Origin of the sequence: Salinibaculum rarum, assembly GCF_030505615.1 — an archaeon.
Lineage (GTDB): Archaea > Halobacteriota > Halobacteria > Halobacteriales > Haloarculaceae > Salinibaculum > Salinibaculum rarum.
In genome coordinates this window covers 1,680,830-1,706,121 of the sequence record NZ_CP129992.1, presented here as the reverse complement: position 1 = coordinate 1,706,121, position 25,292 = coordinate 1,680,830, and the positions used below count along the sequence as shown (strand labels likewise).

Sequence of the window (25,292 nt, the reverse complement as noted above, 5' to 3'; positions counted from 1 at the left end):
TCTTGCCCGCCGACCCGCTGAGAACAGCCGACGTGAACTCGGAGTTTGCCTTCGAACTGGGCGTCTGTCAGTGGGCCGAACGACACTGGCCCCCGAACGGCGAGCGCGAGCACCCGGTCGTCGTCGCGCGCCAACTCGGTGTCAAGCGGCGCCGCTGGGACACCGTCGTCATCGAGTGTGACCCTGACGGCCTCGCCGCCCGCGCGAACTTCGGACGGGAACGGCTCGATTCAGACCTTCTCCACGTGGTTCGAAACGCCCCCGCCGAGTGGGCATGGTACCGCGACGCACTCCCCGACCCCGGCTACCCATGGCGCTACGTCCGCGAAGCGATTCACCGCGCCGACGACCGCGGCATCGTCGACACCAGAACCGACGGCAACCGCATCCACATCCGCCGGAAGTGGCCCTACCCCGACTGGGTCGAGCGGGTCGTCGCCATCGAGAACAAACCGGACCTCACCGCGAGTGCCGCACGCGACCTCGCGCCCCAGCTCGAACGGGACGTGGCGCTTGCGCTGGCCGACGAGGTGTGGGTCGCCACCGCCGACACCGGCGAGCGGGTTACGCCGGCGCTGTTCGAGGGGATTCCCGTCGAGGCCGGCATCCTGACGGTCGACCCGGCCGAGCGCGGGGCGGGTGCCGTCGACGCGACGTGGCAACCACGCTCGCTGTCGGTCACAGACCCCGGCACGCGCATCGTCGAGCGGCCGGCCGGCGGCGACCGGGACGCTTCGGCCGCCCGCTTCGAGTACGCCGACCCCGAGTGGAAAGCACAGAAACGGCTGGCAATCGCCGAGCGGGCCTACGAACGTGGCTGGCGCGCCTACGCCGACTCGATGCGGCCGGACTGTCGGCACTTCGAACTGGACCCGACGACGGCCGTCGCACGACCACACTGCCGGGCGAAGGAATGTCACCAGACCCAGACCGAGTGTGCGGGGTCGTGTCCGGACTTCGAACCCGAGCCGCCGGCGTGGCGACAGATGGAGTGGCCACTCGACGGTGGTCCAGGGGGAACAATCAAAGAACTCCTCTCAAGCCAGCGTGCACGCCAGCGGCCCGACCAGCCGCCTACCGAATGACGATGTTCTCGCGGTCGAGTACCAGCCGGAAGGTCGGGACAGTCTTGCGGACCCGTTCGACGGCTCCCTTGTCGACCAGCCCGTGTAACACCGAGCGGACATCGTCGACGTCGACGCCTTCGCCTGCGTCCTGCAGGGCGTGCAGCGTCGCGACGACGCTCTGTGGCTCGTCGTCGGGACCCGGCAGTACGTCGAGCGTCGCGGCCTCGATGTCGCTCACGTCGACGACCCGCTCTGAGGAGTCAGTCTCCTCGCCGGCGGCGACGGCCTCTGCCTCCGGCGTCGCACAGATGAGGCTGTCCTCGTTGCGGTAGTAGTACTCTTTGAGTTCCGATTCGAGGTAGGAGTGGACCTCGCTCCCGCTGTCCATCCCCCACCGCTCCTGGAGGGTGCCGTTTTTCGTCGGTTGCAACTCGACGATGTCCTCGAGTCGCTCCTGGGCCTCCGGTGAGAGCGTCATTTCATCTACGTACGGCGACCGGGGTACAATGGCGTTCCGGAGTCGAGTCGACGGCGAGAGCCGACCGCTGCCGGTCAGTAGCCGTCGGCAGTGGGGCTGTAATCAAGTACTTCAATCGCACCGAGCGTGAGCGCGTCGGGCTGGAAGTTCCCCTGTGGCGGGTGGTACCCCGTCTCTTCGAGCGTCGCCGCGACGACGGCCTGGTTTTCGGCGCGGATGCCCATCGTCTCGGCCACGGAATCGACGGCGTCGCGCTCACAGTAGACCCCTTCCATCTCCCAGCTGTGGTCCTCGTAGCAAGTCAGCGCGACCGTCACACGGTCGCCCGACCCGAGGGTGCGCGCACACGTCCGACAGCCAATCGTCCGGCTGCCGAAGTCCTGTTTGACGGCGAGGCTCTCGACGACGCGTCCGGTAAACAGCGAGACGAGGTCGCGCTCGGACAGCGAGTGGTCCGGCATCTACCCGACAAAGAGCCTCCAGAAAGTTAGCTTGGCCGGTCCGAGAGGGCAGCGAGCGTCTCGGCCACGTCGTCCCAGTGGCTCCCCTGCCAGAAGTGCTGGCCGCAGTCGACACACCGCCAGACGTCGACGTCGGAGGGGTCCGGCGCGTACTCGGGCGTGCGCTCGTCGATACCGACCCGTTCGACCGGGGCGTTGCAGACGCCACAGCGGGCTGGCTTTTCGGCTAGCGAGAGGTCGAGTCCGGCCGCGGCGAGTTCCCGGAGCTGGTCTTCGATGTCCCTCGACTGGAGCAAGACGACGGCCGGCGCGCGGTCGGCGAGCGCGTGGCTGCGCGTGAGCAGCGTCCGCCCGCTCGAATGCAGGCGGTCGAGAATCTCGTCGTCGTCCTCGATGCCCTCGTCGAGCGTGTAGGCGGCGTCGTAGCCGCACATCCGGAGGTAGGTGGCGAGTTTGCCAAGCATCGTATCGAGCAGGAATCGCCGTGGTGAGTCGGCCCCTCCGTCGCTCATGTCTCTCCGTCGGGGAGCCAGCGACAAAAGCGTACACAGCGGGGACGGTCCGCCGGCAGGTGCCGCGCTCAGTCGAGAAACGACCGGAGGTCCGCCGGGTCGCGCGTGTTCACCACGTCCGCCAGTTCGGCCCAACCCCGACGCGCGGTGTGGACGCCATACCGGACGTGGCCGTAACTCGACGTGCGGTGGGCGTCGGTGTCGACGACAATCTTGGCGCCCTGCTCGAGAGCGGTCTTGACCGCCCGCCCGTCCAGGTCGAGCCGACGGGGGTCGGCGTTGATTTCCAGGGCCGTGCCGTGGTCGGCAGCGACGCTCGCGAGTCGCTCGACGTCGACTGTCAGCCCCGACCGCTGGTTGAGCAGTCGGCCGGTGGGGTGACCGATGACGTCGACATCGGGATGGCTGGCGGCCGCGACCAGTCGCTCGGTTCCATCCCCGTCCAGCCCGGCGTGTGGCGAGGCGACGACCAGGTCCAGTTCCCCCAGCAGGTCGTCGGCGACCGACACAGAGCCGTCGGCAGCGATGTTTGCCTCGACGCCGGCGAAGACGGCGATGTCGGCATCCTCGGCGACGGTTCGGATTTCGGCGAGTTGTTCACGGAGCTTGTCGTCGTCGAGCCCGACGCCGCCGACCATCCCCGGACCGGTCGCGTGGTCGGTAATCGCGACGTAATCGTGGCCGAAGTCGGCTGCGCCCGCGACCATTCCGGCAATCGACTCGGTGCCGTCCGACCAGTCGGTGTGGATGTGCAGGTCCCCGCGAACGTCGGCTTCGGTGAGGAGGTCCGGGAGTGTCCCCTCGGCGGCGGCCGCAATCTCGCCGCGTTCCTCCCGGAGTTCCGGCGGTATCCAGTCGAGGTCGAGCACCTCGTACATGCTCTCCTCGGTGTCGCCGGCGACACGGTCGCCCACGCGCTGGTCGGCGTCGGGGTCCTCGACGGAACCCACGTCGAAGACACCGTACTCGTTCATCTTCAGGTCCCGCTCGATAGCGCGGTTCCGGAGCGCGACGTTGTGGTCCCAGCTGCCGGTGAAATACTGGAGTGCGCTCCCGAACTCCGAGGGGGAGACCACGCGGAGGTCGACGCGAACGCCGCCGGCGCGGACGCTCGCCTTCCCGGTCCCGGCCTCGATGACCGAGTCGGCACCGTCCCAGTCGGCGAAGGCGTCGACGACCGCTTGGGGGTCCTCGCTGGCCGCGAGAACGTCCACGTCCCCGACCGTCTCCTTCCAGCGGCGAATCGACCCCGCGAGGTCACACGCCGAGACGGCCTCGACGTCTCGGAGGAAGTCCCGGACGGCTTCGCCCCGCGGGATAGCCTCGCCCAGCAGCGACCGCTCGTGGGCCTCGCGGGCGAAGTCGATGCCGTCGAGGATGTTCTGCTCGGTCTTGGCTCCGAATCCTTTGATTTCCTGAATCTCCCCGGCCTCGGCCGCCGCTTCGAGGTCGTCGAGCGTCTCGATGCCGAGTTCCTCGTAGAGCGTGCCAACGGTCTTCGGGCCGACCCCCTCGATGCTCGTGAGCGCGGCCATGTCGACGGGGAGTTCGGCACGGAGTTCGTCGAGTTCGTCGATTGTCCCGGTCTCGGCGTACTCGACGATTTTCGACGCGATAGCGTCGCCGACGCGGTCGATATTCTGCACTGCGTCTGCTCCCTCGGCGGCGAGCGCGCGCACCGAGTCGGGGTGGTCACGGACGTTCTCGGCGGCCCGGCGGTACGCGCGCGGTTTGTACTCGACGCCCTGGGCTTCGAGTAAGTCGGCAAACTCCTCGAGTCGTGTCGCAATCTCGGCGTTGTCACTCATAGGTAGTCACTCATAGGTAGTCACTCATCGACTGCGGCCACGGCCGACGCCGACGCCGGAGTCGTCGTCATTGTGGCCAAGTGCCTTCTGTAGGAACTTCATCCAGCGTTTGCGGTCGGCGGCTTCTTTCGCCTGTGCTTCGCTCTCGATGTCGGCACCGCCGAGCTGTTCGAGCGCGTTGAGTGCCCGGTCGATACCGATAATCGACTTGGCGAGTTCTTCGCCCTCCTCGAAGCTAATGGGCGTCTCCTCGTCCTCAATCTGCTGTTTGCGCTGCAGTCGCTCGCGGCGAAGGTTCTTCTTTGCGCGCTCGACGCGCTCGCGTTCGCCGGCGGGGACCGTCTCGCGCCGGCGAATCTCGAAGACGAACTCCTGGAGGTCGATGTCCTCGCCTTGGACCGTGATACGCTCGGGGATGTTGGCACCGATGGTTGCGCCCTCGCGCTCGATGCGCTCCAGCAGTTGTTTGCGCTCGAACTCTCTCACGCATCTCCCTACCGGCTTCTGGCACTTCGCTCCTTCGCTGCCAGGCCGTACGGGCGGGCAGTCAGTGTGGTCCGACAGTCCGGACAGTCCACGTCGACCGTCTCCGGCCGGAGTGTCAGCACCCAGTCGCCGTCGACGGGCGCGTCGTGCCCACAGCGCGGACAGAACAGTGTCGACTTCCGATGGACGCGGTGGGACGGGGTTTCGGGAACCGACCCAGCGCGGCTTGTAGAGTACACGCGGGTCATCGTAGAAGAGAACGGTCTACACGGGTAAGTGCCTGCTGTCAATATATGGAAACCAACGGCGTTTGCGACCTCTAGTATGTAAAGAGTGGTCTCGGCAGAACAGACAGCGACACGACCGGCTCAAACGTCGAAGACGACGTACGCGCGCCAGCCGTCGTCGGTTTCCGAGACGTCCATCTCCGAGTAGGTGACTGCCTTCAGGTCACGGGCAGTGACCTCCGACAGCGGGACCCCCCGGTACGACCCATCGAGGTGCCACTCGCCGTCCTTCTCGTTCACTGTCGTCTCGTTGTCGACCGGGAGAACACCGCGCACGTCCCGTTCGTAGATGAGGTCGTCGAGATAGTCGAACAGCAGTGCCTCCCGACCCTCGGCAGTCACCGTAAGCGAGCGTCGCTGGCCGGCCGCCGGCACGTCCGCACACATCGCTGCGGCCATCCCGTCGGCGACGGCGGCGAAGACGTCGGCGAGTGAGTCGGCGGTTGCTTCGACAGCGACATCGGCGGTGTGGTCTTTGAGTTCGTAGCTCACGGGGAGTCACCAGGACTGGCGCCGAGTTCGTCGGGGTCGTTGATAACCACTCCGCTGGAGACGATAGTCTGGATGCCCTCCTCGACAGTCATGTCGATGTCGTGGACCCGGGTTTCGGGGAGGTGCATCACGAATCCACCCATGAAGGGGTTCGGTCCCATCGGCGCAAACAGCGTCGTCATCTCGTCGTGGCCGGTTGCCGCCTCCATCACCGACGGATGCTCCGCGGTCACGAACCCGAGGATGTACGACTCCTCCTGTGGGAACTCGACGAGTTTGACCTCCTGGAAACTATCCGTATCCTGTTCGAGGAGGAGGTCGCTAATCTCGTTGAGGTTCGAGTAGATAGTCCCGACACCCGGAATCCGCGAGACCGTCGATTCGAAGCGGCGCTCGACGGTCCCGTCCCCGTGGCGGCTCTCGGCTGCCACGCCGATGACGAAGATGAGCAAAAGAAACACAGCCGCAGTCAGCAACTGGATGGCGGCGACCGGGACCGCATCGAAGCCCAGCGAGTCCTGGACGAGGATGACCCCGGGGGCGAGAAACTGCGAGAGGAAATTGACGATGACCACCGTGATGTAGATAGTGAGCACGACCGGGACGACGATTGCCGCGCCGGTCACCAGCGCGCGCTTGAGATAGTCGAAAGTACTGTCCATCTGCTCGGCCGGAGGGGCCCCAAGCAGTAACATACGGCCCGTTAGGGCGGACTCGTCTATATGGGTGCAGGTTTCGTCCGGGACCGGCACGCAAACGAGTGGCCGTGAGCGGTGGAATTATAATCGTCGCTACCCTGCTTCCGCGGTAGTGAGCGTCAACGTCCAGCGACGTGTCGTCAGTCCGGGCAGCGACGAACACGTCGACCGTGCCTGGAAACTCAAAGAGCGCATTCGCAGAGAGGACGGGATGTTGCGCCAGCGTCGCCGTTTCTTCCAGAACGCGTACGAGCGCTCGACGGTCTATCTCTACATCGACCGGTCTGACGGACGCCTCGTCGGATTCGCCGCCGTCCGCCGTGACGGCTACATCCTGTTTCTGGCCGTCGACGAGGACTACCGCGGGCTGGGCTTTGGCAAGCGACTCGTCGCCCGTGTCGCCGAGGACTACGGCACCGTCACCTGTCACGCCCGGACGACGAATCAGGACGCGCTGAACTTTTACGACCATCTTGGATTCGAGGTAGCACGCCGAATCGACAGCTACTACGAGGACGGCGGCGACGCCTACTACCTCAAACTCGGCGAGGAAGAGGGTATCCGGGAGAAACTGGCCAGTCTGCTCGGCCGGTGAGTCGACCGTCGACGCAAACTCTTTTGCCACGCTCGGGCAAACGGGGCACCGATGGAAGAGCAGACGCTGCGCTATCTCCGGGGGCGCTTTGGCGACCACTACCGCCGAAGCGAGATAACGCCACCACCCGACGCCAACGAGCGCGAGTGGGGATACGTCCCCTGGACAGAGGGGCCGGGCGAGACGTACGTCCGCCACAAGTCGCTGCTCGATTTGGGTGAAATCTCGGAGTTTCTGGCCCGCGAGCGGCCCCGCCACGTCTACTTCTCGGCCGGGCGCTACGAGAACCCCAGCGCGTCGACGATGTCCGGCAAGACCTGGCGGTCCTCGGACCTCATCTTCGATCTGGACGCCGACCACCTCCCCGCCGCCGAACCCGACGACACCTACGCCGAGATGCTCGCAAAGTGCAAGGACGCCCTGCTTCGCCTCCTCGATTTCCTCGAGGACGACTTCGCGTTCGAGGACCTGACCGTCGTCTTCTCGGGTGGCCGTGGCTACCACGTCCACGTCCGCGACGAGGGTATCCAGGGGCTCGAACGCGACGCCCGCCGGGAGATCGTCGACTACGTGCGCGGTATCGGGCTGGACCCGGACAGCCTCATCCGCAAGGAGATGCGCGGGTCGGTCACCGCCCGCGTGCTCCCGACCGACGGCGGGTGGGGCCGGCGCGTCCACCGGAAGCTCATAGACTTCGTCGACGAACTCGAAACTCTCGACGAAGCGGACGCACTCGACCGACTCAAGGAACTGGACGGCATCGGTGACGGGCGTGCAAAGACCATCTACGGCGCCGTCCAGCAGAATCGCGAGGCAATCGAGAACGGCAACGTCGAGGCCGGCGGGGTCGGCATCAGGACGCTGGTCGACTCGCTGGTAACCGAGGTCGTCGAGACCGAGAACGCCCCCATCGACGAACCGGTGACGACCGACACCAACCGCCTCATTCGACTCCCGGGAAGCCTCCACGGTGGGAGCGGACTGGCGGTCCAACGGCTCGACCGCGACGCTATCACGGACTTCGACCCGCTGGTCGATGCGGTCCCGGAGACGTTCCGGAGCCACGAGATAACGGTCGAAGTGACAGACGGCGGGCGGGTCGAACTGGATGGCGATAGCTTTACACTGGAGGAGCGAGAGGTTACTGTTCCAGAGTCTCTCGGCGTGTTCCTGATGTGTCGGGGCCGCGCCGAGAAGGGGCAGGAATAATGGATTTGGACGAACTACAATCCGTGCGCGACCGCGAGCGCCAGACCGACAAGCTCCAGCAGTTGCGCCCGACATTTTACGCGGACGCCGGCAGGTTCATCCAGCAGTTGCGCGAGCAGCGGTCGCGCGCGGCCGAGCGCGCCGACGACCCCTTCGACGCCCCCGAAGTGAGTCGGCTCTCCGACGAAATCGACACCGCCGAACAGACCGTCGAGGCAATCTACGAGAAACGCGTCGGCAAAATCGTCAAGGCCGCCTCGTTTGCCGCCGCGGACCTGCCGGCCGAATCCGACGGGATGACAGAGGAGGAGACGAAGCTCTTCGAGACACTCGTCGACGACATCAAGACCAATCGCCAGCACGTCCTCGACGTCCTCGCCGGCGAGGACGACGAGTCGGCCGACACCACAGACGCGGCCGAACCGGCAGAGCCCGCCGAGGAGAGTGAGCCATCGACAGCGTCCGAATCGGCCGACACACCGACGCCGCCCTCGCCCGCCGAGGCAACGCTTGCGGACGGCCCGCCGACCGGCGTCCCAGACAATGACGAGGACAACGTAACGGCGGCAGACGTGATGGGCGGGGCGCCGACTGAGCAACCGAGCGGCGACGACGAGGAACCAGCCGACCCCGACCCGCCGGCACCGACGCCGGGCGCTGGTCAAGACGCGGAGACAGAACTCAGAGAGGACGGTGGCACGGCCACCGACACCCAGACCGGCGTCACCCGACAGACGGTCCGAATCACCACCGACGTTGGCGGCATCTTCGGCGTCGACGAACGCGAGTACGACCTCGCGGAAGACGACGTGGTGACGCTCCCGGAAGCGAACGCGGAGCCGCTGGTCGAACGCGACGCGGCCGAGCGCCTCTGAGCAGTTACCGCGGTGCCGGCCGCGACCCGAGCGTCAACTCGACAATTTCGCGGCGGCCGTCGCGGATGACTTCGACGTCGATTGTGTCACCAGGACGGGTTTCGAGTGCGAGAAACGTCGACAGCGCCTGCTGGGTCGGGATGTCGACGCCGTCCATCCGGTAGACGACATCGCCGCCTGTCCCGATACGCCGGTTGTCGACGACGATTGTTTCGGAGCCGGTCGACCCCTCTAATACGCCCGCCGAGGGACTGCCGTCGACCACGTTGTCGATGTAGACGCCCCAGGAGACATCGAGGTCGTTTGCCTCGATGACCGGTGGCGTCACGGGCGCGATGTTGACGCCCATATACGAGTGGTCGTAGGAGCCATCGCGGACGAGCGAGGGGACGACGCGGTCGACCATCGCCGCGGAGATGGCAAAGCCGATGTTGTCGCCGCCGCCGGCGTTGACGACGCCGACGAGTTCGCCATCGAGGTTGACGAGCGGGCCGCCGCTGTTGCCGGGGTTGACCGCGGCGTCGGTCTGGACGGCGTCGGGTATCGAGAAGCCGTTTGCCGCGGGGAGCGTGCGGTCTTGCCCGCTGATGATGCCGGCCGAGAGTGAGCCAGAGAGCCCGAACGGGTTGCCGATAGCGACGACCTCCGTACCGACTGGCGGTTCGCTGGCGACGAGTGGAATCGGTTCGATGTCGTCGGGCCGGTTCGGTGCTTCGACGACCGCGAGGTCGCTGTAGACGTCCGTCGCGAGCGTCGTGGCCTCCTGCCAGCCGACGCCCTCGAACCAGACAGAAACTGCCTCCGAGCCGCCGACGACGTGTTCGTTCGTGACGAGAAAGTCCTCGTCGTAGAGCCAGGCCGTCCCGCTTGCGGTTCCGTTCGTCGTCTCGACGCGAACTGCCGCGACGGAGTCGGCGACTTGCTTGTAGACGCTACTGTAGGCCGACTGCGCTGTGGGCGTGTCGCCGTCACTGCCCCGTTCGGGCGCAGTGTAGGTCTCGTAGCGTGCCGGCCCGTCGTCAGTGGCGTCGGAACTGGTCGGCGCATCGAGCGAACAGCCGGCCAGTCCGGCGGCAAGACTGGTCCCGGCCGCACCGAGCAGTCGGCGGCGGGACCACTGGTCAGAACCCATATCGGAGGCTTGGCGGGCAGCCAGATAAATCACAGGGCAAACTACTACTCCGGCGGGGTTGTAGGGGCCGCCATCGATGGCAAATACGACAGACACGACGGAGGTCCCGCCGCCGGACTTTATCGGTCCAGCCATACGGTGTGCACTCGAGATGCTGCTCGTCGGTGCGCTCGTCCTCGTTGTCGGGTTGCCGACGACCAACGCCTTCTATCTCGGCCTGGTCATCGTCCTGGCAGTCGTCGCGATGGTGACGGTGTTGTTCTGGTCGCTGAACCAGCAGATGGAAGCCTGGATTGCACGGGCCCGCCGGACCGGTTCGCGGTCGAACAACTGAGACCGGAACGGACTGTTCGAGTAGCATTAAGGGGACGCCGGACGAACGGCCGGACGCAATGGAACTCACCTGGCACGGCCACTCGACGTGGCACGTCGAAGTCGGAGCGACCAGTCTGCTCATCGACCCCTTCTTCGGGAACCCGAAGACAGACACGAGCCCGGCGGACGTCGACCCGGATTTCGTCCTCGTGACGCACGGCCACGACGACCACGTCGGGGATGTCGGCGAGTTCACCGACGCGACACTCGTCGGCAGTCCCGAAGTGACGGGCCATCTCGCCGAGGAACACGGCTTCGCGGAGGACGACGTCGTCGGCATGAACCTCGGCGGCACCGTCGAACCCGGCGACGCCTTCGTGACGATGCACCGTGCCGACCACTCCAACGGCCTCGGTGAGGGATTCACGGCACCGAGTGCAGGGATGCCCGCCGGCTACGTCGTCTCTGATACGAAGCCGACGCAGGTCGACGACGAGGAGTCGACGACGTTCTACCACGCCGGGGACACCGGTCTGATGACGGAGATGCGCGAGGTCATCGGCCCGTATCTCGAACCGGACGCGGCAGCGCTCCCTGCCGGCGACCACTTCACGATGGGGCCGATGCAAGCCGCCATCGCTGCCGACTGGCTCGACGTCGACTACGCCCTCCCGATGCACTACGACACCTTCCCGCCAATCGAAATCGACACCGACGACTTCGAGCGGGAGGTCCGTGCGACCGGCGCTGACGTCGAAGCGGTCGTCCTCGAGGGCGACGAAACGTTCGAACTCTAGGCACAACCTCGTGTTCGCGACGTCGGTAACACCGGTGTAACTACCACCTTCATCTGTTCGGCCCCGGAATACGGTACCGTATGGCACGCGACATAACGCACGACGAGCACGGTCCATATATGATAGACGAAGCGGAGTTCGACGAGCAAGGCGGCGGGGCCGCAATCTGTCGGTGTGGACTCTCGGACAACAAACCATACTGCGATGGGTCCCACCAGGCCACGAAAGACGAAGAGGACGGCGTGGTCTACAGGTACGAAAACGACGACAGCGAAGGCGAACGCACCGTCGTCCGCGAGGAGTGAGTCGGAAAACGGGGCGGCGCTGACGACCAACCGCTCGGATACGTACTATTTTGAGGGAGCCGGCCGTACCTATTCTAGATGACAGACATCGAAGTCACGAGCACGTCCGAATCGGGATACACGACGACGAGCGTCACCGGCGAGTGGGAACTGGTCGTCGACGCCACCGGCGAGGACGGGCCGAACCCGAATCAGGTACTGGCCGCCGACTACGCCTCCTGTTTCATCCCGGCGTTTCGCGTCGGCGCGAACAAGGAGGGGTTCGACGACATCGGCCGCGTCGAAGTCGCCGTCGAGGCGGACTTGGACGACGACGATGACCTCGCTGCAATCTCCTTTACCATCCACGTCGAGGAGGCACTCGGCGATGCGGTCGACGACGTGGTCGCGCGCGCAGAGGACATCTGCCACGTTCACGCCGCGCTCCGCGAGGAACTCCGCGCCGACATCTCCGTCGTCGACGACGCGTTCTAGGACCCATCCGGGAAACGCTCTTGTCAGCCGGTCGGCTATGGGACGACATGACCAACGAGTGGACCGACCGGCTCGCGGGGGCGCGGATGCAGGTCGACCAGCGGTTTCAGGAGACACTGGATGCCTCGTCGTTTACCAACCAGGAGTGGGGGCTCGTCATGACCGCCATCGACTGGGACATCGAGAACCCCGAACAGCCCGACGCCGCGACACTCGTCGCGGATACCAGCAAACTGTCCGACATCATCCCCGAGCTAGAAAACATCCAACAGGAGATGGGCGGGGCACAGCGCCCGGTCGAAAAGGGACCGGATACGAGCGGCATTTTCGGCCGTCTCAAGCGATATATCCACGACCTCCAGTCGAACAGTTCCGGCGAATCGTCGAGAAAGCGGTTCGAAGACGCGAAGGAACTGGTCGACGGCTACACGGTCGAGTTGCAGTCGTATCTCGAAGAGCGGGGACAGTGGGAGGACATCTGTCAGGCTGCCGCAGCCGAACAGAACCACTCGTCCGCCGAGCGTTAGTACTCCTCGCCGGCGTGAAACAGGGTCAGCTCTTCTGCCTCGTAGATGTTGATGAGTTCCGCGACGATTTCGTCGTAACTCTCGTCGTCGACGCGCAGGCTATCGAGTCGCTCGATTGTCTTCTCGTCGAGGTCGATAGATGGCATAGTTGAACCGACGCCCGGCAGCGACTTAAGGAGTGGGGCAGCAGTCTACGGGTTCTTACAGACGGTCGACGATGGCGTCGGTAACGGCCTCGGTCCCGGCGTCGCCACCGAGGTCCGGGGTCCGTGGCCCCGAATCGAGGACGTCCTCGACGGCCGCGCGCACGCGGTCGCCCTCCTCGCCGTAGCCCAGATGGTCGAGCATCATCGCCGCCGAGAGAATCATCGCCGACGGGTTGGCGACGCCCTGGCCCGCGATATCCGGCGCGGAGCCGTGGACCGGTTCGAACAGCGCGTTGTCCGGGCCGACGTTCGCACTCGGAAGCAGCCCCAGCCCGCCGACGAGTCCCGCCGCGAGGTCAGAGAGCATATCGCCCGCGAGGTTCGGACAGATGACGACGCCGTACTCCTCGGGGTGCTTGATGAGGTGCATCGCGAGCGCGTCCATCAGCGCGGTGTCGTAGTCTGCGCTGCGCTCGTCGCCGACGGACTCTGCTACGTCCAGGAAGAGTCCGTCCGTGGTTCGCATGACGTTTGCCTTGTGGGCGATTGTCACGTCGTCGTAGCCGTTCTGGTTCGCATAGTCGAAGCCGAACTCGGCGATGTCGCGGGAGGCTTCTTCGGTGATGACGCGTGTACACGTCGTCACGCCGTCGGTGATTTCGGACTCGATACCGGCGTAGACGCCCTCGGTGTTCTCGCGGATGAAGACGAGGTCGGTCTGGGGCTGGACCGCGTCCAGCCCGGGGTAGGCGTGGGCGGGCCGGACGTTGGCAAAGGACCCGACGACCGACCGCAGCGGGAGGATGACGTCGGCGGCCGTCTCGCCGGCCGCGCCAAACAGGGTTGCGTCGGCGTCGGCGGCGATGTCGCGGGTCTCCTGGGGGAGTGCCTCGCCGGTCTCTTCGAGGACGGCGTCGCCCGCGTCGCCGTGGACGAACTCGAAGTCGACCGGTGCCGCTTCGAGGACGTCGATGGCTGCCGGTGTTACCTCCTGCCCGATACCGTCGCCGGGGATGACTGCAATCTCGTGGGTCATGCTCGCAGGTGCGCGGGCGCGGGAAATGGGGGTTTCGGTCTGGCCGGGTCACCGCAGTGGCGGCTCCGTATCGACAAACATTACCGGCCCACCTACAACGGTACTGACATGGACGACATCTTCGTTGCCCGCCTGATGTCCTCAGGCATTATCACGGTCACGCCGGACACGCTCGTCGAGGACGCCGCAAACACGCTTCTGGACAAACAGATCGGCTCGCTCGTTGTCGTCGACGAGGACAACCAGCTCCAAGGCATCCTGACGAGTACGGACTTCGTCCGCATCGTCTCAGAGAGCAAACCGAAAGCAAAGACGACGGTCGAACGGTACATGACCGACCAGGTCGTCACCGTCGAAGCTCAGGACCCCATCCGCGACGCGGCGGACAAGATGATTACCTACAACATCCACCACCTGCCGGTCGTCGACGACCAGGAGGGCGTCATCGGGATGCTCTCGACGACGGACCTCACGGCGTATCTCTCGGACGTCGAGAAACCGTCCCCGGCGTAGCTCAGATTCCCTGAACCGTTTCTATCAGTCCGACACTCTCCAGTATCATCCACGCGAGGAAAAACCCATAGAGGACGAGCAGGGCAATCGCCTCCGTGTTCGACAGTTCGAGATGGGTGCGAGTGAAGACGATGAAAAGCAGCGTCGCGAAGGCGAGAAATCCCATGAGCGGGACGGCAGTCAGAAACTCGACTCTGCACGTTTATAAACTGCCCTCAGAATGGAGAAAGAGGTGGTCGATGTCTTCCATCAGTCCATCGAGATCGCGGTCTGGTTGATCGCGCACCCACGAAAACATGTTGTAGATCGTCTCCTTGAGACCGTGTTCGAGTTGTGATCGGAGCGACGAGGCTTTCGAGACAAGTCGCTCCGAGGCGCTCGGTTCCGGACCAAGCCGAAGAAGGCTGTAGGCCAGCATCTGAAGGTGCCAGTGACGACTGGCACCGTCAGAATCACGAACCTCGCAGTCTCCTAAGCCAAGATCCTCTTTCGAGTCCTCGAAGAATGTCTCTACTCGCCATCTGTACGAATAACTCCGAATAATGTGTGCCGAAGGCGCGTCAATCTTGTTTGTTGCGAGGTACTTGACCGGATTCTCGTCGTCCTCATCGGTAACCTTCTCTGTGATTACCAGCCGAACCTCACCTAATTTCGAGATAGGGACTGTCTTAGTCCAGATTTTGTACGTTTCACCGTCAACTTCTCGCTCTTCCTTGTCGATGCACTCTTCGAGCGCATCGACGCGTCTCTCTTTGTTCGCGTAGGTCACCTGTCGGTTGCCCCGTAGTGGTCCAATCCAGTCCTTGCCGTGTGATTCGACGTGTTCGATCAGACCGGAGTCATGAGCAAACCATGCATCGAAGAGGTAGGTGTCCGCAGGCACACCTACCTCTTCTTCTAATTCTGTGATTATCTCTCGTGCGAGGTCGTATTTTGTCTCCTGTTCGTCTTCCTCGTCCTCGTCGTCGGCCTTCTCGTACTGGCGAAAAGCAAGTGGATAGGACGTTTTCTCATCGGTATAGAACGCGTAGACGAGGTTCTGTCCCCAAACAGGCTCACCCTCAGAGTGATCGTAGAACTCTCCAGCACCGGGAAGAGACTTCCCGGTTCGCTGGATAACTGAATCGTCAATAACGATGTAGCCGTCTTGTGACCAGCGTGTCTCTCCGTGTTTTTGCAGTTCCTCTAACCGCTCGTGATTGAGCTGATCCTCATCCCAATCGTATTCAGTGATGAACTTGTTGAGTGCTCGGTCACTTCCGGCGGGAAGGACCTCTCGTGCAATTCCGGTTACAGTCTTGCTGCGGCCCGCAGCAAGACCTGTCACGTACGTTTTGGCGTGAGTCGTTTGATGATATGATAGCGAGTCGAATTCATCCAGCACGTCGGTGCACGAGAGGAAATCCGTAATCGGCAGCATCAGGTTTCAATGCTGCCTACACCACGCCCCTACTTAAACGTGCAGAGCCGAGTCAGAAAGTTGATTTCGGCCGAGCCGGCGATGATGACACCGACCGGGAGCGCGACGAGAAGGTTGAACGTGTTGCTCCCGAGAACGTTCGTGAGACTGGTGATGTCTTCATCCTTCTTAGCGGCGCTCACGCTGACGAACGCATCCGGGAGACTCGTCCCCGCTGCGATGACCGTCAGCCCCCACAGCACGCTCGGGGTGTCAAAGGCGGCTCCGAATCCCAGGGCAGCCCGGACGATTCCCTCGACGCCGACCGCGATGAGCACAAGCGACGCGAGGACGAGCGCCCACTCGCGACGCGGGGCGATACCCGTCGACAGTGGGGCGGTGTAGTCTCTGGTATCCTGATACTGGAGGAAGACGTAGACGCCGTAGGTCGCGAGTGGCAAGAGGGCGAGCATCGGTGTCAGCACTGCCGCCTCGTTCGTACCGCCTGGGACGTACGTCGCACCGAGCGCGAAGACGATAAACAACACCAGAACGCTGATGATGTAGAACTGGGCGTCCTTGTGGACGACATCCCGCGTCGCTTCGAGCGATTCACTCGAGAGCGCGGAGACGGCAGGGATGACCAGCAGATTGAAGATGGCACTGCCGACGATAGCCCCGACGCCCAGCGAGAACTCGCCGTGGACGAGCGTGCTGATGACGACAGAGCTCAGTTCCGGGAACGAGGAGCCGATGGCGATGACGACCGCGCCGTGGACCGCCACGGGCAAGCCGTAGTGTCGCGAGAGGCGCGCCGCGGCGTTTTCCAGCAGTTCGCTCCCTTTCCAGATGACGGCCGTAGCGACGACCGCGAGCAGTGCCAGGGCTGGCAGCGAGGCCATTCGTGTAGACACTCCAGGCCGACCCACAATAGCGTACTGAACCTCGGTCGGGCGACAGCCCCCGTCGGCCACACGTAGCTTTACGGCGACGTGGTACGTACTTGGCGACGAGATGGTCTTCAAGAAAATCACGCTCATGGGAACGAGCGGCCAGAGCTTCGAGGAAGCCGTCGACGACGCCATCCAGCGCGCCGAGATGACCATCGACAACGTCCAGTGGGTGGAAGTTGTCGAGCAAAGCGTCCAGGTCGGGGGCCTCAACTCCCGGGAGTATCAGGTCGAGACCGAAATCGCGTTCGAACTGGAGGAGTAACGTCGAAAGCGACCCTCAGGCAGGGTCGGTGTACGGCAGGTCGGCAGCCGTCTGTTCGATAGCGTTCTGATTGGACTTCATCAGCGCCGTCGTGTCCCAGATACCGTCGACGAGTGCCTTGCGCTGGCCCTCGTTGACTTCGACGCCAACTTCCTGGCCGCCGTATGTGATGGTCTCGCTGGCGATGTCAATGTCGATTTCGCCGTCGGGGTTGTCCTCGACCCACTGCTGGAGGTCGTTGATCGTCTCGTGGTCGGCGGTGACCGTCGGAATGCCCAGCGCGAGGCAGTTGCCCGCGAAAATCTCCGCGAAGCTCTCGCCGATGATGGCGTCGATGCCCCAGCGCATGAGCGCCTGCGGGGCGTGCTCACGGGAGGAGCCACAGCCGAAGTTGTTGTTGACCACCATGATGGAGGCGTCCTGATACCGTTCCTCGTTCATCGGGTGGTCTTTCTGGTTGTCCTCGTCGTCGAAGCGCAGGTCGAAGAACGCGAACTCGCCCAGTCCGTCGAAGGTGACGACCTTCATAAAGCGGGCCGGGATTATCTGGTCGGTGTCGATGTCGTTCCCGCGGATGGGAATCCCAGTTCCAGAGACCTCCGTCACCTCAGGAATGTCCTCGGTTCCAGTCATACAGACACCACCTCCTCAAGTTCGCGCACGTCTGTCACTTCCCCTTCGACGGCCGCGGCGGCGACCATCTGGGGATTCATCAGCACGGTGCGACCGTCCTTGCTCCCCTGTCGACCGATGAAGTTCCGGTTCGACGAGGAGGCACAGGCTTCGTCACCCTCCAGTTGGTCTTCGTTCATGCCCAGACACATCGAACAGCCGGCGTTGCGCCAGTCGAAGCCGGCCTCCTCGAAGATGTCTTTCAGGCCTTCCTCCTCGGCGGCCTGCTGGACGCGCTGGCTGCCGGGGACGACCATCGCGCGCACGTCGTCGTGGACCTCGCGGCCCTCGACGATCTCCGCGCCACGGCGCAGGTCCGGCAGGCGTGCGTTCGTACACGACCCGAGGAAGGCCACGTCGATCTGGTAGCCTTCCATCGTGTCGCCGGGGTCGACGCGCATGTGCTCCTGAGCGCGTCGGGCGGTCTCGACCTTGTCCTCGGGTAGCGACTCGGGTTCCGGAATCGGGTCGGTGATGCCGACGCCCTGGCCGGGCGTGGTCCCCCAGGTGACGACCGGTTCCAGCGAACTGCCGTCGATGGTGACCACGTCGTCGTACTCGGCGTCGTCGTCACTCCGGATGGACTCCCAGTAGGGCTTGAGACGCTCGAACTCGCCGGGGTTGTCCTGGAAGTAGTCGGTCTCTTCGAGCCACTCGTAGGTGGTCTCGTCGGGGTTGACATAGCCCGCGCGAGCGCCACCCTCGATGGACATGTTACAGATGCTCATCCGGCCTTCCATCCCCAGGTCCTCGATGGCCTCGCCGGCGTACTCGTAGACGTAGCCGACGCCGCCCTCCGTACCCAGCCGGCGGATGATTTCGAGGATGATGTCCTTGGCCTCGACGCCCTCCTGGAGCTGGCCGTCGACCTGAATCTTGCGGACCTTCTGTTTGTCCATCGCGATGGTCTGGGTGGCCAGTACGTCCCGAATCTGGGAGGTGCCGATACCGAAAGCCAGCGCGCCGAAGGCACCGTGCGTCGAGGTGTGGCTGTCACCACAGACGATGGTCTTGCCGGGCTGGGTCAGTCCCTGCTCCGGACCGACGACGTGGACGATGCCCTGGTCCCCGCTCGTGGGGTCCAGAAAGTCGATGTCCGCGTCGCGGACGTTCTCTTCGAGTTCGGCCATCATCTCCTCGGCGGCGTCGTCGCTGTAGGGCCGGGACTGGTCTGCCGTCGGGACGATGTGGTCGACCGTCGCCAGCGTCAGGTCCGGGCGGGCAACCTCGATGTCGCGTTCACGGAGCATCCCGAACGCTTGCGGGCTCGTGACCTCGTGGATGAGGTGCAGACCGACAAACAGCTGGTCCTGTCCGTTCGGCAGCGTCGTTACCTTGTGTCTGTCCCAGACGTTGTCGTACAGTGTGTTCTGACTCATACAGTCTCGTCTCGTCCTTCTGTGCCCCGCTCGAAGGCGCGGTTGGCGCCCTCTGAGGGAGGTTCGTGGCTTACATCTTCCATTCGGTCGGTCTCTGTGTCGTCTTCGCCGGGGTGGCCCCCGTCCGCGGCGACGACTGCACCGCGGTTGTGCAGTTCGCCGAAGGGTTCGTTCGTGTGTGGATGCGTGTGGTCCACGTCTTTCATCGTCATCGTGTCACTCCTGTTCGCCCCACTCGAACAGTTCGCGCAGGCGCTCGCCGACCTCCTCTATCTGGTGGTCCTGCTCTGCCTGGCGGTACTGTTTGTAGGCCGGGCGGTTGGCCTGATTCTCGTTTATCCATTCGCGTGCGAACTCGCCGTTCTGGACACCCTCCAGAATCTCGTCCATCGCCTCGCGGTTGATGACGTCGTCACCTCGGGTCAGCCCGCCGTACTCGGCGGTATCCGACACCGAGTTCCACATCTCCATGTTGCCGCCCTCGTACATCAGGTCGACAATCAGCTTCATCTCGTTCAGACACTCGAAGTAGGCCATCTCGGGCGAGTAGCCCGCGTCGACGAGCGTCTCGAAACCGGCTTTGACCAGACTGGTCACACCGCCACAGAGCACCGCCTGCTCCCCGAAGATGTCCGTCTCGGTCTCCTCGCGGAAGGTAGTCTCGATGAGGCCGGCACGGGTACAGCCGATGGCCTTCCCGTACGCGATGGCCTCGGCTTTGGCCTCGCCCGTGGCATTCTGATAGACCGCCAGCAGGCCGGGCGTTCCCTCGTCGCGCTGGTAGGTCCGGCGCACGAGGTGCCCGGGAGATTTTGGTGCGATCATCGTCACGTCCACATCCTCGGGCGGTTCGATCTGCCCGTAGTGGATGTTGAACCCGTGTGCGAACTGGAGCGTATCGCCAGCATCCAGTTCCGCCTCGATGTTCTCCCAGACGTGGGGCTGGACGGTGTCCGGGATGAGCATGTTCACGATATTACCTTCTGCAGCAGCCTGTTCGGGCGTCTCTACGCGCAGCCCTTCGGCCTCGGCGGCGTCCCACGAGTCCGAACCTCTGCGGAGACCGACGACCACGTCGACCCCGCTGTCCGCGAGGTTGAGCGCGTGGGCGTGGCCCTGGCTTCCGTAGCCCAGGACAGCGACCGTCTTGTCTTCGATGTTCGATTCGTCTGCGTCCTCGTCGTAGTACACGTCTGTGTTGAAGTTGTTCTCAGTCATCTGAAACCTCCTGTGTCGCAACTTGCGCGTCTGTCGGTGCCTTGTTCGGCTGTTTGACCTGTGCCGTCGGTGCCTCGCCGCGGGCCAGCGCCGCGTACCCAGTCCGGACGAGTTCGCGGATGCCAAACTGCTCGAAGGCGTCGATTGCGTCGTCTATCTTCTGTTCGGCGCCGGTAATCTCGACGGTGATAGTCCGCGGGCCGGCATCGAGCGTGTTGCCGTCGTACATCTCGGTGATGGCGTTGACCTTGTCCGGGTCTTCGCCGTTGACCTTCACGATGACCAGTTCGCGCTGGACGGCGTCGGTGTCCAGTTCACGCACCGAGACGACCGGAATGAGTTTCTCCAGTTGCTTTTTCGCCTGGTCGACGCCCGGGCGTGGCTCCTCGATGACGATGGTCATCCGGGAGAGTTCGTCGTCGATGGTGCGTCCGACAGTCAGCGAGTCGATGTTGAACTGTCGACGGCTGAAGAGGCCAGCGGCCTCCGCGAGCACGCCAGGTTCGTTTTTCACCAGCGCCGAGAGCACCGTCCGCTCTGGCGGGTGTTCTGCCTCTGCCTCGGGGTCGATACGGATTCCCTGCTCGTTACGTCGTCCCTCCGGGAGCGTCCGCTCGTCGGGGTGCGGTCCGGGAAGTTCGCCTTGTGTCATCTTAGAGGTCCTCCAGATGCTGTTCGTTCAGTGCAAAGCGGGCGTTGTCGCCCCCGCTCGGAACCATCGGGTAGACGTTCTCGCTCGGGTCGATGATAGCGTCGATGACAGAGGGGCCGTCGTACTCGCGGGCCTCCTGAATCACGTCTTCGACGTTGTCGGCCTCCTCGAGACGGAGCCCCTGCGCGCCGAAGGCTTCGGCGAGTTTGTCGAACTGCGGAATCCAGGGATACTCCGAGGCCATCCGGCGGCCCTCGTAGAAGCCGTCCTGCCACTGGCGGACCATCCCGACCGCCTCGTTGTTCAGGACGACGATGGTGAGGTTCAGGTTCTCCCTGACTGCGACAGACAGTTCCTGTGCCGTCATCAGGAAGGAACCGTCGCCGTCGAAGGCGACGACTTCCTGGTCTGGGGCTGCGATTTTCGCGCCGATGGCCGCGGGCACGGCATAGCCCATCGTGCCGAGGCCGTGGCTGGTCACCCACGTCCGCGGGTGTTTCCAGGTCCAGTACTGCCAGGCCCACATCTGGTGTTGGCCGACGCCGGCGGCGACGATGGTGTCGTCGGGCGTCACCTCGTCGTACTTCTCGACGACGTACTGGGGTTTCAGTGGTTCGTCCTCCGGCATCTCGTAGTCCATTGGATACTCGTCTTTCCACTGGTCACACTGGTCGCGCCACGCCTGACAGTCCGGCGCATCCTCGAGTTCGTCGTCGAGTTGGCGGATGACCTGCTTTGCGTCGCCCACGAGCGGGTAGTCGGCGTGGACGTTCTTCGAGATTTCCGCGGGGTCGATGTCGACGTGGATGACGTCGGCGTCGGGCGCGAACGTGTCGATGCCGCCGGTCAGGCGGTCGTCGAAGCGCGTCCCGATGCCGAGCAACACGTCACAGTTCGAGATGGCGAGGTTGCCATAGCCCGTGCCGTGCATCCCGGCGATTTCCAGGCTGAGCGGGTCGTCGTCGGGGAACGCGCCCGTCCCGGGCATCGTCTGGACGACCGGAATCCCGTAGTCGTGGGCGAACTGACGGAGTTCGTCGGTCGCTTCGCCCTTGATGACGCCACCGCCGGCGAGGATGACCGGGCGGTCGGCGTCGGCGAGGACCTTTGCGGCTTCCTCGGCGATGACCGGGTCGGCCTCCTCGGGTGGGTTGTACGTGTCCGGCGTCGTCGGTTCGGTCGGCTGGCTGTCCGTCTCGGTCTGGGTCACGTCTTTCGGCAGGTCGACCAGCGTCGGTCCCTGTCGACCCTCGTTTGCCAGCGCCCACGCCTCACCGACGTCCGCGCCCACTTCGTCGGGGCTCTGGGCGAAGATGTTGTGTTTCGTGATAGGCTGGGTGACGCCGATGGTGTCGGTCTCCTGGAAGGCGTCGTTGCCGACGAAGTTCGTCGGGACCTGTCCGGTCAGGGCAATCAGCGGGTCCGAGTCCATGTTGGCGTCGGCGATACCGGTGACGAGGTTCGTCGCGCCCGGCCCCGAAGTGGCCATACAGACGCCCGGGTTACCGGTCACGATGCCGTAGGCGTCGGCAGCGTGGACTGCGCCCTGTTCGTGGGCCATCGTGACGTGGGTCATCTCCTCGTGTTCGTACAGCGCGTCGTAGACGGGCATGATAGCCCCGCCCTGCACACCGAAGAGATACTTGACCCCGGCATTCTCCAGGGACGCCGCGACGGCGTCTGCGCCTGTCTGTATCTCCGCGTCGTCTGGTTCTGCCTCGGCCTCGTCGGCCTCGGCGTCCGGTTCGTCTTCCTTTGGGACGGATGCTCGTTCGCTCATCGTCCCTCCTGTGATTGTGTCATGTGTGTCTCCATACTGTCTGGCTGTGAACGCGATACTCGACCGACGTGGGACTGTGTGTGAGGGGCTATACCGCCCCTACAATAAGGAGAGAGGCGTCGCTCCCGTCGAGACGGGGCTGCGCGGTGCCGCACGCGGACGGTCGCATCAGTACGAATATCTAATTGGCCCGCATAATAAGGCTTCTGAGACGCGCGTGCCCACACCCGCGGGAGACTGGGCACACACGCGGCTGTTTCGGGGGCCGACACGACCGCGTGCCGCACTCGGGTGTGTCGGACCGCCCCACGACGGCAGTTTACCAGCCGCTGGCGTGTGGATGCGGCCGGAAAGGCGCCAGCCATGTGGCTACGCCCGGACCTCCTCGACCTGTTCGACACCGACTTCGCGGGCGAACTTCTCGAGTTCGTCCATCGTGACCCGCTGTTTCTCCGCGCCGAAGTCCTTGACGCGGCGGGTGACTTCCCGCACCTCGTCCTCGGTCGGCTCGTAGCCCACCTCTTCGAGGCGCTGGCGGACGGAGTGGTTACCGGTGTGTTTCCCGAGCACCAGTTCGCGCTCGGCCCCGACCATCTCGGGGGTCATGACACCCGGCTCGAAGGTGTCGGTGTTCTCGATGACCCCGGCGGCGTGGATGCCACTCTCGTGAGAGAAGGCGTTGTCGCCGACGACGGGCTTGTTGCCCGGGGTCGGGACATCCGAGCGTTCCTCGACCAGCCGCGAGAGTTCGGTGATCTTCGTCGTGTCGATGCCGGTGTCGACGTCGTACAGCGACCGCAACGCCATGACGACCTCCTCGTAAGCGGCGTTGCCGGCACGCTCGCCGATTCCGTTGACCGACACCTGTGCCTGGCTGGCTCCGGCCTCGAAGCCGGCCAGCGCGTTCGCGGCGGCCAGCCCGAAGTCGTCGTGAGTGTGCACGTCGACGTGGGTTCCCTCGACGGTCGCGTCGACGACCTTCGCGACCATCTTCCCAAAGCGGGTTGGCGTCGCGACACCGGTCGTGTCGGGAATGTTTATCCAGTCGGCCCCTGCCTGGCTGGTCGCTTCCACGACCTCCAGCAGGAACTCCTCGTCGGTCCGGGTGGCGTCCATCGGCGAGAACATACACTCCACACCGGCTTCTTTCACGCGCTCGACCGACTCGATGGCCCGCTGTTTGGCCTGTTCGCGGGTCGCGTGCATCGAGTCTTCGAGCTGGACGTCGCTGGTCGAGACGAACGTATGGACCATGTCGACGCCGGAATCGAGCGCGGCTTCGATATCCTGTTCGACCACGCGAGCCAACCCACAGACGTCCGTCGTCGAGGCCGCCGCGATGTCGCGGACAGCCTCGAACTCGGCGTCGGAGTTGACCGGGAACCCGGCCTCGATGACGTGGGTCCCCATCTCGTCGAGCAGCGCGGCTATCTCTCGTTTGTCTTCGTAGGAAAACGAGGTGCGCGGCGTCTGCTCGCCGTCTCGGAGCGTGGTGTCGAAAATTCGTGCGTCCTGAATTTCGGACGTACTATCCAGAGTGCCCTGGAAGAACTCGATCCGCCGGGGTGTCCGACGAATCCTCCGTGTTTGTCATAGGCATCTATTACGGAGCGCTCCCAGAATATAAAGTTGTCCCTGGACCGGTATCTGTGTGAGGGTGACCCACAGACGACGGGTCCGCGACACCCAGGAGTGGCGCCGGGGGATTTTTGACTGCTGGCGCCGACCTTCGGGTATGACTGACTTCGACGGGCTCGACCTGCAATCCGTAGAGGAGGAACTGGACGAGGAAGACGGCGGTGGCGGGTCCAGCCGCGTCGTCCTGGGCGTTCTCGACGGGACGACCGACCCCGAGGAGTGGGTCTCGACCGTCGATGCGGGCGCGACGCTCGTTCTCAACGTCAAGGGCGACCTGAACGAACTCGCGGCCGGCTTCGCCCGCGACATCAAACAGGCCGGCGGCGGGCTGATGCACTTCCGGGGCTTTCTCGTCGTGACGCCGCCCGGAGTCGACATCGACAGCGACCGACTGGAGTGAGCGAGGCGGCGGGTACAGGCGAAAGGTGCCTACTCCTCGACCAGCGTCACGGAGTGGCCGTCGGCATCCTTTAGTCGAATCCCATCCTCGATATTCTCGACGGCCAGCGCGTCGTCGCGGACACCATCGACCGTCGCCGCAGCGTCGTCGACCCCGACGCCGAAGTCGACGTGGACGCCACCGCGGGCGTCGGCGAGACCGAGGTGTGGCTCCCAGAGTTCGATGTCGAAGTCGCCGGCAGTCATACGGACGCGCTCGCGGTCCTCGCCCCAGTCGACCGGTTCGAACCCAAGCTGTTCGTAGAATCGCGCTGCCCGGTCCAGCCGTTCGACTTCGAGCACGACCTCGAACAGCCCCGAGACGCCCGGCCCGGCCGCGTCGGACTCGCCGAGTTCCACGCAGTTGCCCTCGGTGTCGTAAAAGTACAGCGAGCGGCTGTCACCGAAGGTGTGTTCCGACAGGTCGAACCGCTGGTCCAGACGGTCGTACCAGCTGTCGTACTCGGCTGCCGGAATCGACAGCGCGTAGTGGGTGTGCAGGCCGCCACGGGGTGCCGACCCGGGTGCGCGGAGAATCAGGTCTATCTCGCCGGCGGCAAGCGCCACTTCGCCGTCGCCGGACTCGCGGACGTCCAGTTCCAGGAACGCCTCGTAAAACGACTGTGCGCGGTCGAGGTACTTCACCTCCAGTGCCAGCCATCGCAGGCCCGTGAGCATATCCGGATGT

The 25,292-nt window shown here is 64.3% G+C and carries 33 protein-coding genes and 1 pseudogene; 12 read left to right on the top strand and 22 right to left on the bottom strand.

What is annotated here, in order from left to right:
- Nucleotides 1-32: 32 nt before the first annotated feature.
- Nucleotides 33-1,085, top strand: a complete 1,053-nt coding sequence (locus QYL91_RS09110; protein ID WP_302080189.1) for a DUF5787 family protein — start codon at nt 33-35, stop codon at nt 1,083-1,085.
- Here QYL91_RS09110 and QYL91_RS09105 read toward each other — a convergent pair.
- The 8 genes from QYL91_RS09105 to QYL91_RS09070 form a co-directional block, all read right to left on the bottom strand.
- A complete protein-coding gene (locus QYL91_RS09105) occupies nt 1,075-1,545 on the bottom strand; it encodes a DUF5797 family protein (RefSeq protein ID WP_302080188.1) in 471 nt (156 codons plus the stop codon). The two genes, QYL91_RS09110 and QYL91_RS09105, sit on opposite strands and share 11 nt — an antisense overlap.
- Nucleotides 1,546-1,619: 74 nt before the next feature.
- Nucleotides 1,620-2,006, bottom strand: a complete 387-nt coding sequence (locus QYL91_RS09100) for a hypothetical protein (RefSeq protein ID WP_302080187.1) — start codon at nt 2,004-2,006, stop codon at nt 1,620-1,622.
- A 26-nt stretch (nt 2,007-2,032) separates the two neighbouring features.
- Entirely contained in the window at nt 2,033-2,518 is a 486-nt protein-coding gene (locus QYL91_RS09095; protein WP_302080186.1) for a Mut7-C RNAse domain-containing protein, read from the bottom strand.
- Between the two features lie 68 nt (nt 2,519-2,586).
- The gene (polX, locus tag QYL91_RS09090; protein ID WP_302080185.1) at nt 2,587-4,326 is read right to left on the bottom strand and encodes a DNA polymerase/3'-5' exonuclease PolX; all 1,740 of its coding nucleotides are present in this window, start codon (nt 4,324-4,326) and stop codon (nt 2,587-2,589) included.
- 24 nt (nt 4,327-4,350) lie between these two features.
- On the bottom strand, nt 4,351-4,812 hold the full coding sequence (locus QYL91_RS09085) for a DUF5788 family protein (protein WP_302080184.1): 462 nt from the start codon (nt 4,810-4,812) through the stop codon (nt 4,351-4,353).
- Between the two features lie 8 nt (nt 4,813-4,820).
- Nucleotides 4,821-5,060 (bottom strand): DUF8106 domain-containing protein, encoded by a 240-nt coding sequence (locus tag QYL91_RS09080; RefSeq protein ID WP_302080183.1) that lies wholly within the window; start codon nt 5,058-5,060, stop codon nt 4,821-4,823.
- 120 nt (nt 5,061-5,180) lie between these two features.
- A complete protein-coding gene (locus QYL91_RS09075) occupies nt 5,181-5,591 on the bottom strand; it encodes an archease (RefSeq protein WP_302080182.1) in 411 nt (136 codons plus the stop codon).
- Nucleotides 5,588-6,286: a DUF502 domain-containing protein gene (locus tag QYL91_RS09070; protein ID WP_302080181.1), complete on the bottom strand. Its 699-nt coding sequence runs from the start codon at nt 6,284-6,286 to the stop codon at nt 5,588-5,590. Before QYL91_RS09070 ends, QYL91_RS09075 begins: the two co-directional genes overlap by 4 nt.
- Nucleotides 6,287-6,401: 115 nt before the next feature.
- Here QYL91_RS09070 and QYL91_RS09065 point away from each other — a divergent pair, with 115 nt between their 5' ends.
- From QYL91_RS09065 to QYL91_RS09055, 3 genes are read left to right on the top strand one after another with little or no spacing between them, the layout of a single operon-like run.
- Nucleotides 6,402-6,884, top strand: coding sequence for a GNAT family N-acetyltransferase (locus QYL91_RS09065; protein ID WP_302080180.1), 483 nt, complete (start codon nt 6,402-6,404; stop codon nt 6,882-6,884).
- A gap of 51 nt (nt 6,885-6,935) precedes the next feature.
- Entirely contained in the window at nt 6,936-8,093 is a 1,158-nt protein-coding gene (gene priS / locus QYL91_RS09060; RefSeq protein WP_302080179.1) for a DNA primase small subunit PriS, read from the top strand.
- Nucleotides 8,093-8,968 (top strand): hypothetical protein, encoded by an 876-nt coding sequence (locus tag QYL91_RS09055; protein WP_302080178.1) that lies wholly within the window; start codon nt 8,093-8,095, stop codon nt 8,966-8,968. Before priS ends, QYL91_RS09055 begins: the two co-directional genes overlap by 1 nt.
- A gap of 4 nt (nt 8,969-8,972) precedes the next feature.
- On the opposite strand, the gene QYL91_RS09050 is transcribed toward QYL91_RS09055, so the two are convergent.
- Nucleotides 8,973-10,100 carry a S1C family serine protease gene (locus QYL91_RS09050; protein ID WP_302080177.1) on the bottom strand — a complete coding sequence of 376 codons (1,128 nt, stop codon included), beginning with the start codon at nt 10,098-10,100 and terminating at the stop codon, nt 8,973-8,975.
- 76 nt (nt 10,101-10,176) lie between these two features.
- Here QYL91_RS09050 and QYL91_RS09045 point away from each other — a divergent pair, with 76 nt between their 5' ends.
- The 5 genes from QYL91_RS09045 to QYL91_RS09025 all read left to right on the top strand — a co-directional run bounded on the left by QYL91_RS09045 (nt 10,177) and on the right by QYL91_RS09025 (nt 12,518).
- The gene (locus QYL91_RS09045; protein WP_302080176.1) at nt 10,177-10,434 is read left to right on the top strand and encodes a hypothetical protein; all 258 of its coding nucleotides are present in this window, start codon (nt 10,177-10,179) and stop codon (nt 10,432-10,434) included.
- A gap of 58 nt (nt 10,435-10,492) precedes the next feature.
- Nucleotides 10,493-11,212, top strand: a complete 720-nt coding sequence (locus QYL91_RS09040; protein WP_302080175.1) for a metal-dependent hydrolase — start codon at nt 10,493-10,495, stop codon at nt 11,210-11,212.
- Nucleotides 11,213-11,292: 80 nt separating this feature from the next.
- A complete protein-coding gene (locus QYL91_RS09035) occupies nt 11,293-11,517 on the top strand; it encodes a CDGSH iron-sulfur domain-containing protein (RefSeq protein ID WP_302080174.1) in 225 nt (74 codons plus the stop codon).
- A 78-nt stretch (nt 11,518-11,595) separates the two neighbouring features.
- On the top strand, nt 11,596-11,991 hold the full coding sequence (locus QYL91_RS09030; RefSeq protein WP_302080173.1) for an OsmC family protein: 396 nt from the start codon (nt 11,596-11,598) through the stop codon (nt 11,989-11,991).
- 47 nt (nt 11,992-12,038) lie between these two features.
- Complete coding sequence (locus QYL91_RS09025) at nt 12,039-12,518, top strand: DUF5799 family protein (protein WP_302080172.1); 480 nt, start codon at nt 12,039-12,041, stop codon at nt 12,516-12,518.
- On the opposite strand, the gene QYL91_RS09020 is transcribed toward QYL91_RS09025, so the two are convergent.
- Together QYL91_RS09020 and QYL91_RS09015 are read right to left on the bottom strand one after the other, a co-directional pair.
- Nucleotides 12,515-12,664 carry a DUF7557 family protein gene (locus QYL91_RS09020; RefSeq protein ID WP_302080171.1) on the bottom strand — a complete coding sequence of 50 codons (150 nt, stop codon included), beginning with the start codon at nt 12,662-12,664 and terminating at the stop codon, nt 12,515-12,517. The two genes, QYL91_RS09025 and QYL91_RS09020, sit on opposite strands and share 4 nt — an antisense overlap.
- Before the next feature lie 55 nt (nt 12,665-12,719).
- Nucleotides 12,720-13,700: an isocitrate/isopropylmalate dehydrogenase family protein gene (locus QYL91_RS09015; RefSeq protein ID WP_302080170.1), complete on the bottom strand. Its 981-nt coding sequence runs from the start codon at nt 13,698-13,700 to the stop codon at nt 12,720-12,722.
- A gap of 108 nt (nt 13,701-13,808) precedes the next feature.
- On the opposite strand from QYL91_RS09015, the gene QYL91_RS09010 reads away from it, so the two are divergent.
- Complete coding sequence (locus QYL91_RS09010; protein WP_302080169.1) at nt 13,809-14,213, top strand: CBS domain-containing protein; 405 nt, start codon at nt 13,809-13,811, stop codon at nt 14,211-14,213.
- 1 nt (nt 14,214) lies between these two features.
- On the opposite strand, the pseudogene QYL91_RS09005 reads toward QYL91_RS09010, so the two are convergent.
- The 3 genes and pseudogenes from QYL91_RS09005 to QYL91_RS08995 form a co-directional block, all read right to left on the bottom strand.
- Nucleotides 14,215-14,406 (bottom strand): annotated as a pseudogene (locus tag QYL91_RS09005) (sodium:calcium antiporter); the annotation flags it as partial.
- Nucleotides 14,407-14,415: 9 nt separating this feature from the next.
- Complete coding sequence (locus QYL91_RS09000; RefSeq protein ID WP_302080167.1) at nt 14,416-15,633, bottom strand: IS701-like element ISHwa4 family transposase; 1,218 nt, start codon at nt 15,631-15,633, stop codon at nt 14,416-14,418.
- Nucleotides 15,634-15,662: 29 nt separating this feature from the next.
- Nucleotides 15,663-16,514 (bottom strand): sodium:calcium antiporter, encoded by an 852-nt coding sequence (locus QYL91_RS08995; RefSeq protein ID WP_302080166.1) that lies wholly within the window; start codon nt 16,512-16,514, stop codon nt 15,663-15,665.
- A 112-nt stretch (nt 16,515-16,626) separates the two neighbouring features.
- Between QYL91_RS08995 and QYL91_RS08990 the strand changes: the two genes are divergently transcribed.
- Nucleotides 16,627-16,827: a dodecin gene (locus tag QYL91_RS08990; RefSeq protein ID WP_302080165.1), complete on the top strand. Its 201-nt coding sequence runs from the start codon at nt 16,627-16,629 to the stop codon at nt 16,825-16,827.
- Between the two features lie 15 nt (nt 16,828-16,842).
- Here the strand turns inward: QYL91_RS08990 and leuD are convergent, their stop codons facing one another.
- The 7 genes from leuD to QYL91_RS08955 all read right to left on the bottom strand — a co-directional run bounded on the left by leuD (nt 16,843) and on the right by QYL91_RS08955 (nt 24,106).
- Nucleotides 16,843-17,460: a 3-isopropylmalate dehydratase small subunit gene (gene leuD / locus QYL91_RS08985; protein WP_302080164.1), complete on the bottom strand. Its 618-nt coding sequence runs from the start codon at nt 17,458-17,460 to the stop codon at nt 16,843-16,845.
- Nucleotides 17,457-18,878 (bottom strand): 3-isopropylmalate dehydratase large subunit, encoded by a 1,422-nt coding sequence (gene leuC, locus QYL91_RS08980; RefSeq protein ID WP_302080163.1) that lies wholly within the window; start codon nt 18,876-18,878, stop codon nt 17,457-17,459. The genes leuD and leuC overlap by 4 nt, the downstream gene beginning before the upstream one ends.
- Nucleotides 18,875-19,090, bottom strand: coding sequence for a DUF7989 family protein (locus tag QYL91_RS08975; RefSeq protein ID WP_302080162.1), 216 nt, complete (start codon nt 19,088-19,090; stop codon nt 18,875-18,877). Before QYL91_RS08975 ends, leuC begins: the two co-directional genes overlap by 4 nt.
- A 4-nt stretch (nt 19,091-19,094) precedes the next feature.
- Nucleotides 19,095-20,096 carry a ketol-acid reductoisomerase gene (gene ilvC, locus QYL91_RS08970; RefSeq protein WP_302080161.1) on the bottom strand — a complete coding sequence of 334 codons (1,002 nt, stop codon included), beginning with the start codon at nt 20,094-20,096 and terminating at the stop codon, nt 19,095-19,097.
- Nucleotides 20,089-20,748: an acetolactate synthase small subunit gene (gene ilvN, locus QYL91_RS08965; protein ID WP_302080160.1), complete on the bottom strand. Its 660-nt coding sequence runs from the start codon at nt 20,746-20,748 to the stop codon at nt 20,089-20,091. The genes ilvC and ilvN overlap by 8 nt, the downstream gene beginning before the upstream one ends.
- Before the next feature lies 1 nt (nt 20,749).
- On the bottom strand, nt 20,750-22,528 hold the full coding sequence (gene ilvB / locus QYL91_RS08960) for a biosynthetic-type acetolactate synthase large subunit (protein WP_302080159.1): 1,779 nt from the start codon (nt 22,526-22,528) through the stop codon (nt 20,750-20,752).
- Between the two features lie 369 nt (nt 22,529-22,897).
- Nucleotides 22,898-24,106, bottom strand: coding sequence for a LeuA family protein (locus tag QYL91_RS08955; protein WP_302082852.1), 1,209 nt, complete (start codon nt 24,104-24,106; stop codon nt 22,898-22,900).
- A gap of 157 nt (nt 24,107-24,263) precedes the next feature.
- On the opposite strand from QYL91_RS08955, the gene QYL91_RS08950 reads away from it, so the two are divergent.
- Nucleotides 24,264-24,566 (top strand): DUF5779 family protein, encoded by a 303-nt coding sequence (locus QYL91_RS08950; protein ID WP_302080158.1) that lies wholly within the window; start codon nt 24,264-24,266, stop codon nt 24,564-24,566.
- A 29-nt stretch (nt 24,567-24,595) separates the two neighbouring features.
- Here the strand turns inward: QYL91_RS08950 and QYL91_RS08945 are convergent, their stop codons facing one another.
- The gene (locus QYL91_RS08945; RefSeq protein ID WP_302080157.1) at nt 24,596-25,282 is read right to left on the bottom strand and encodes a VOC family protein; all 687 of its coding nucleotides are present in this window, start codon (nt 25,280-25,282) and stop codon (nt 24,596-24,598) included.
- Nucleotides 25,283-25,292 lie beyond the last annotated feature (10 nt).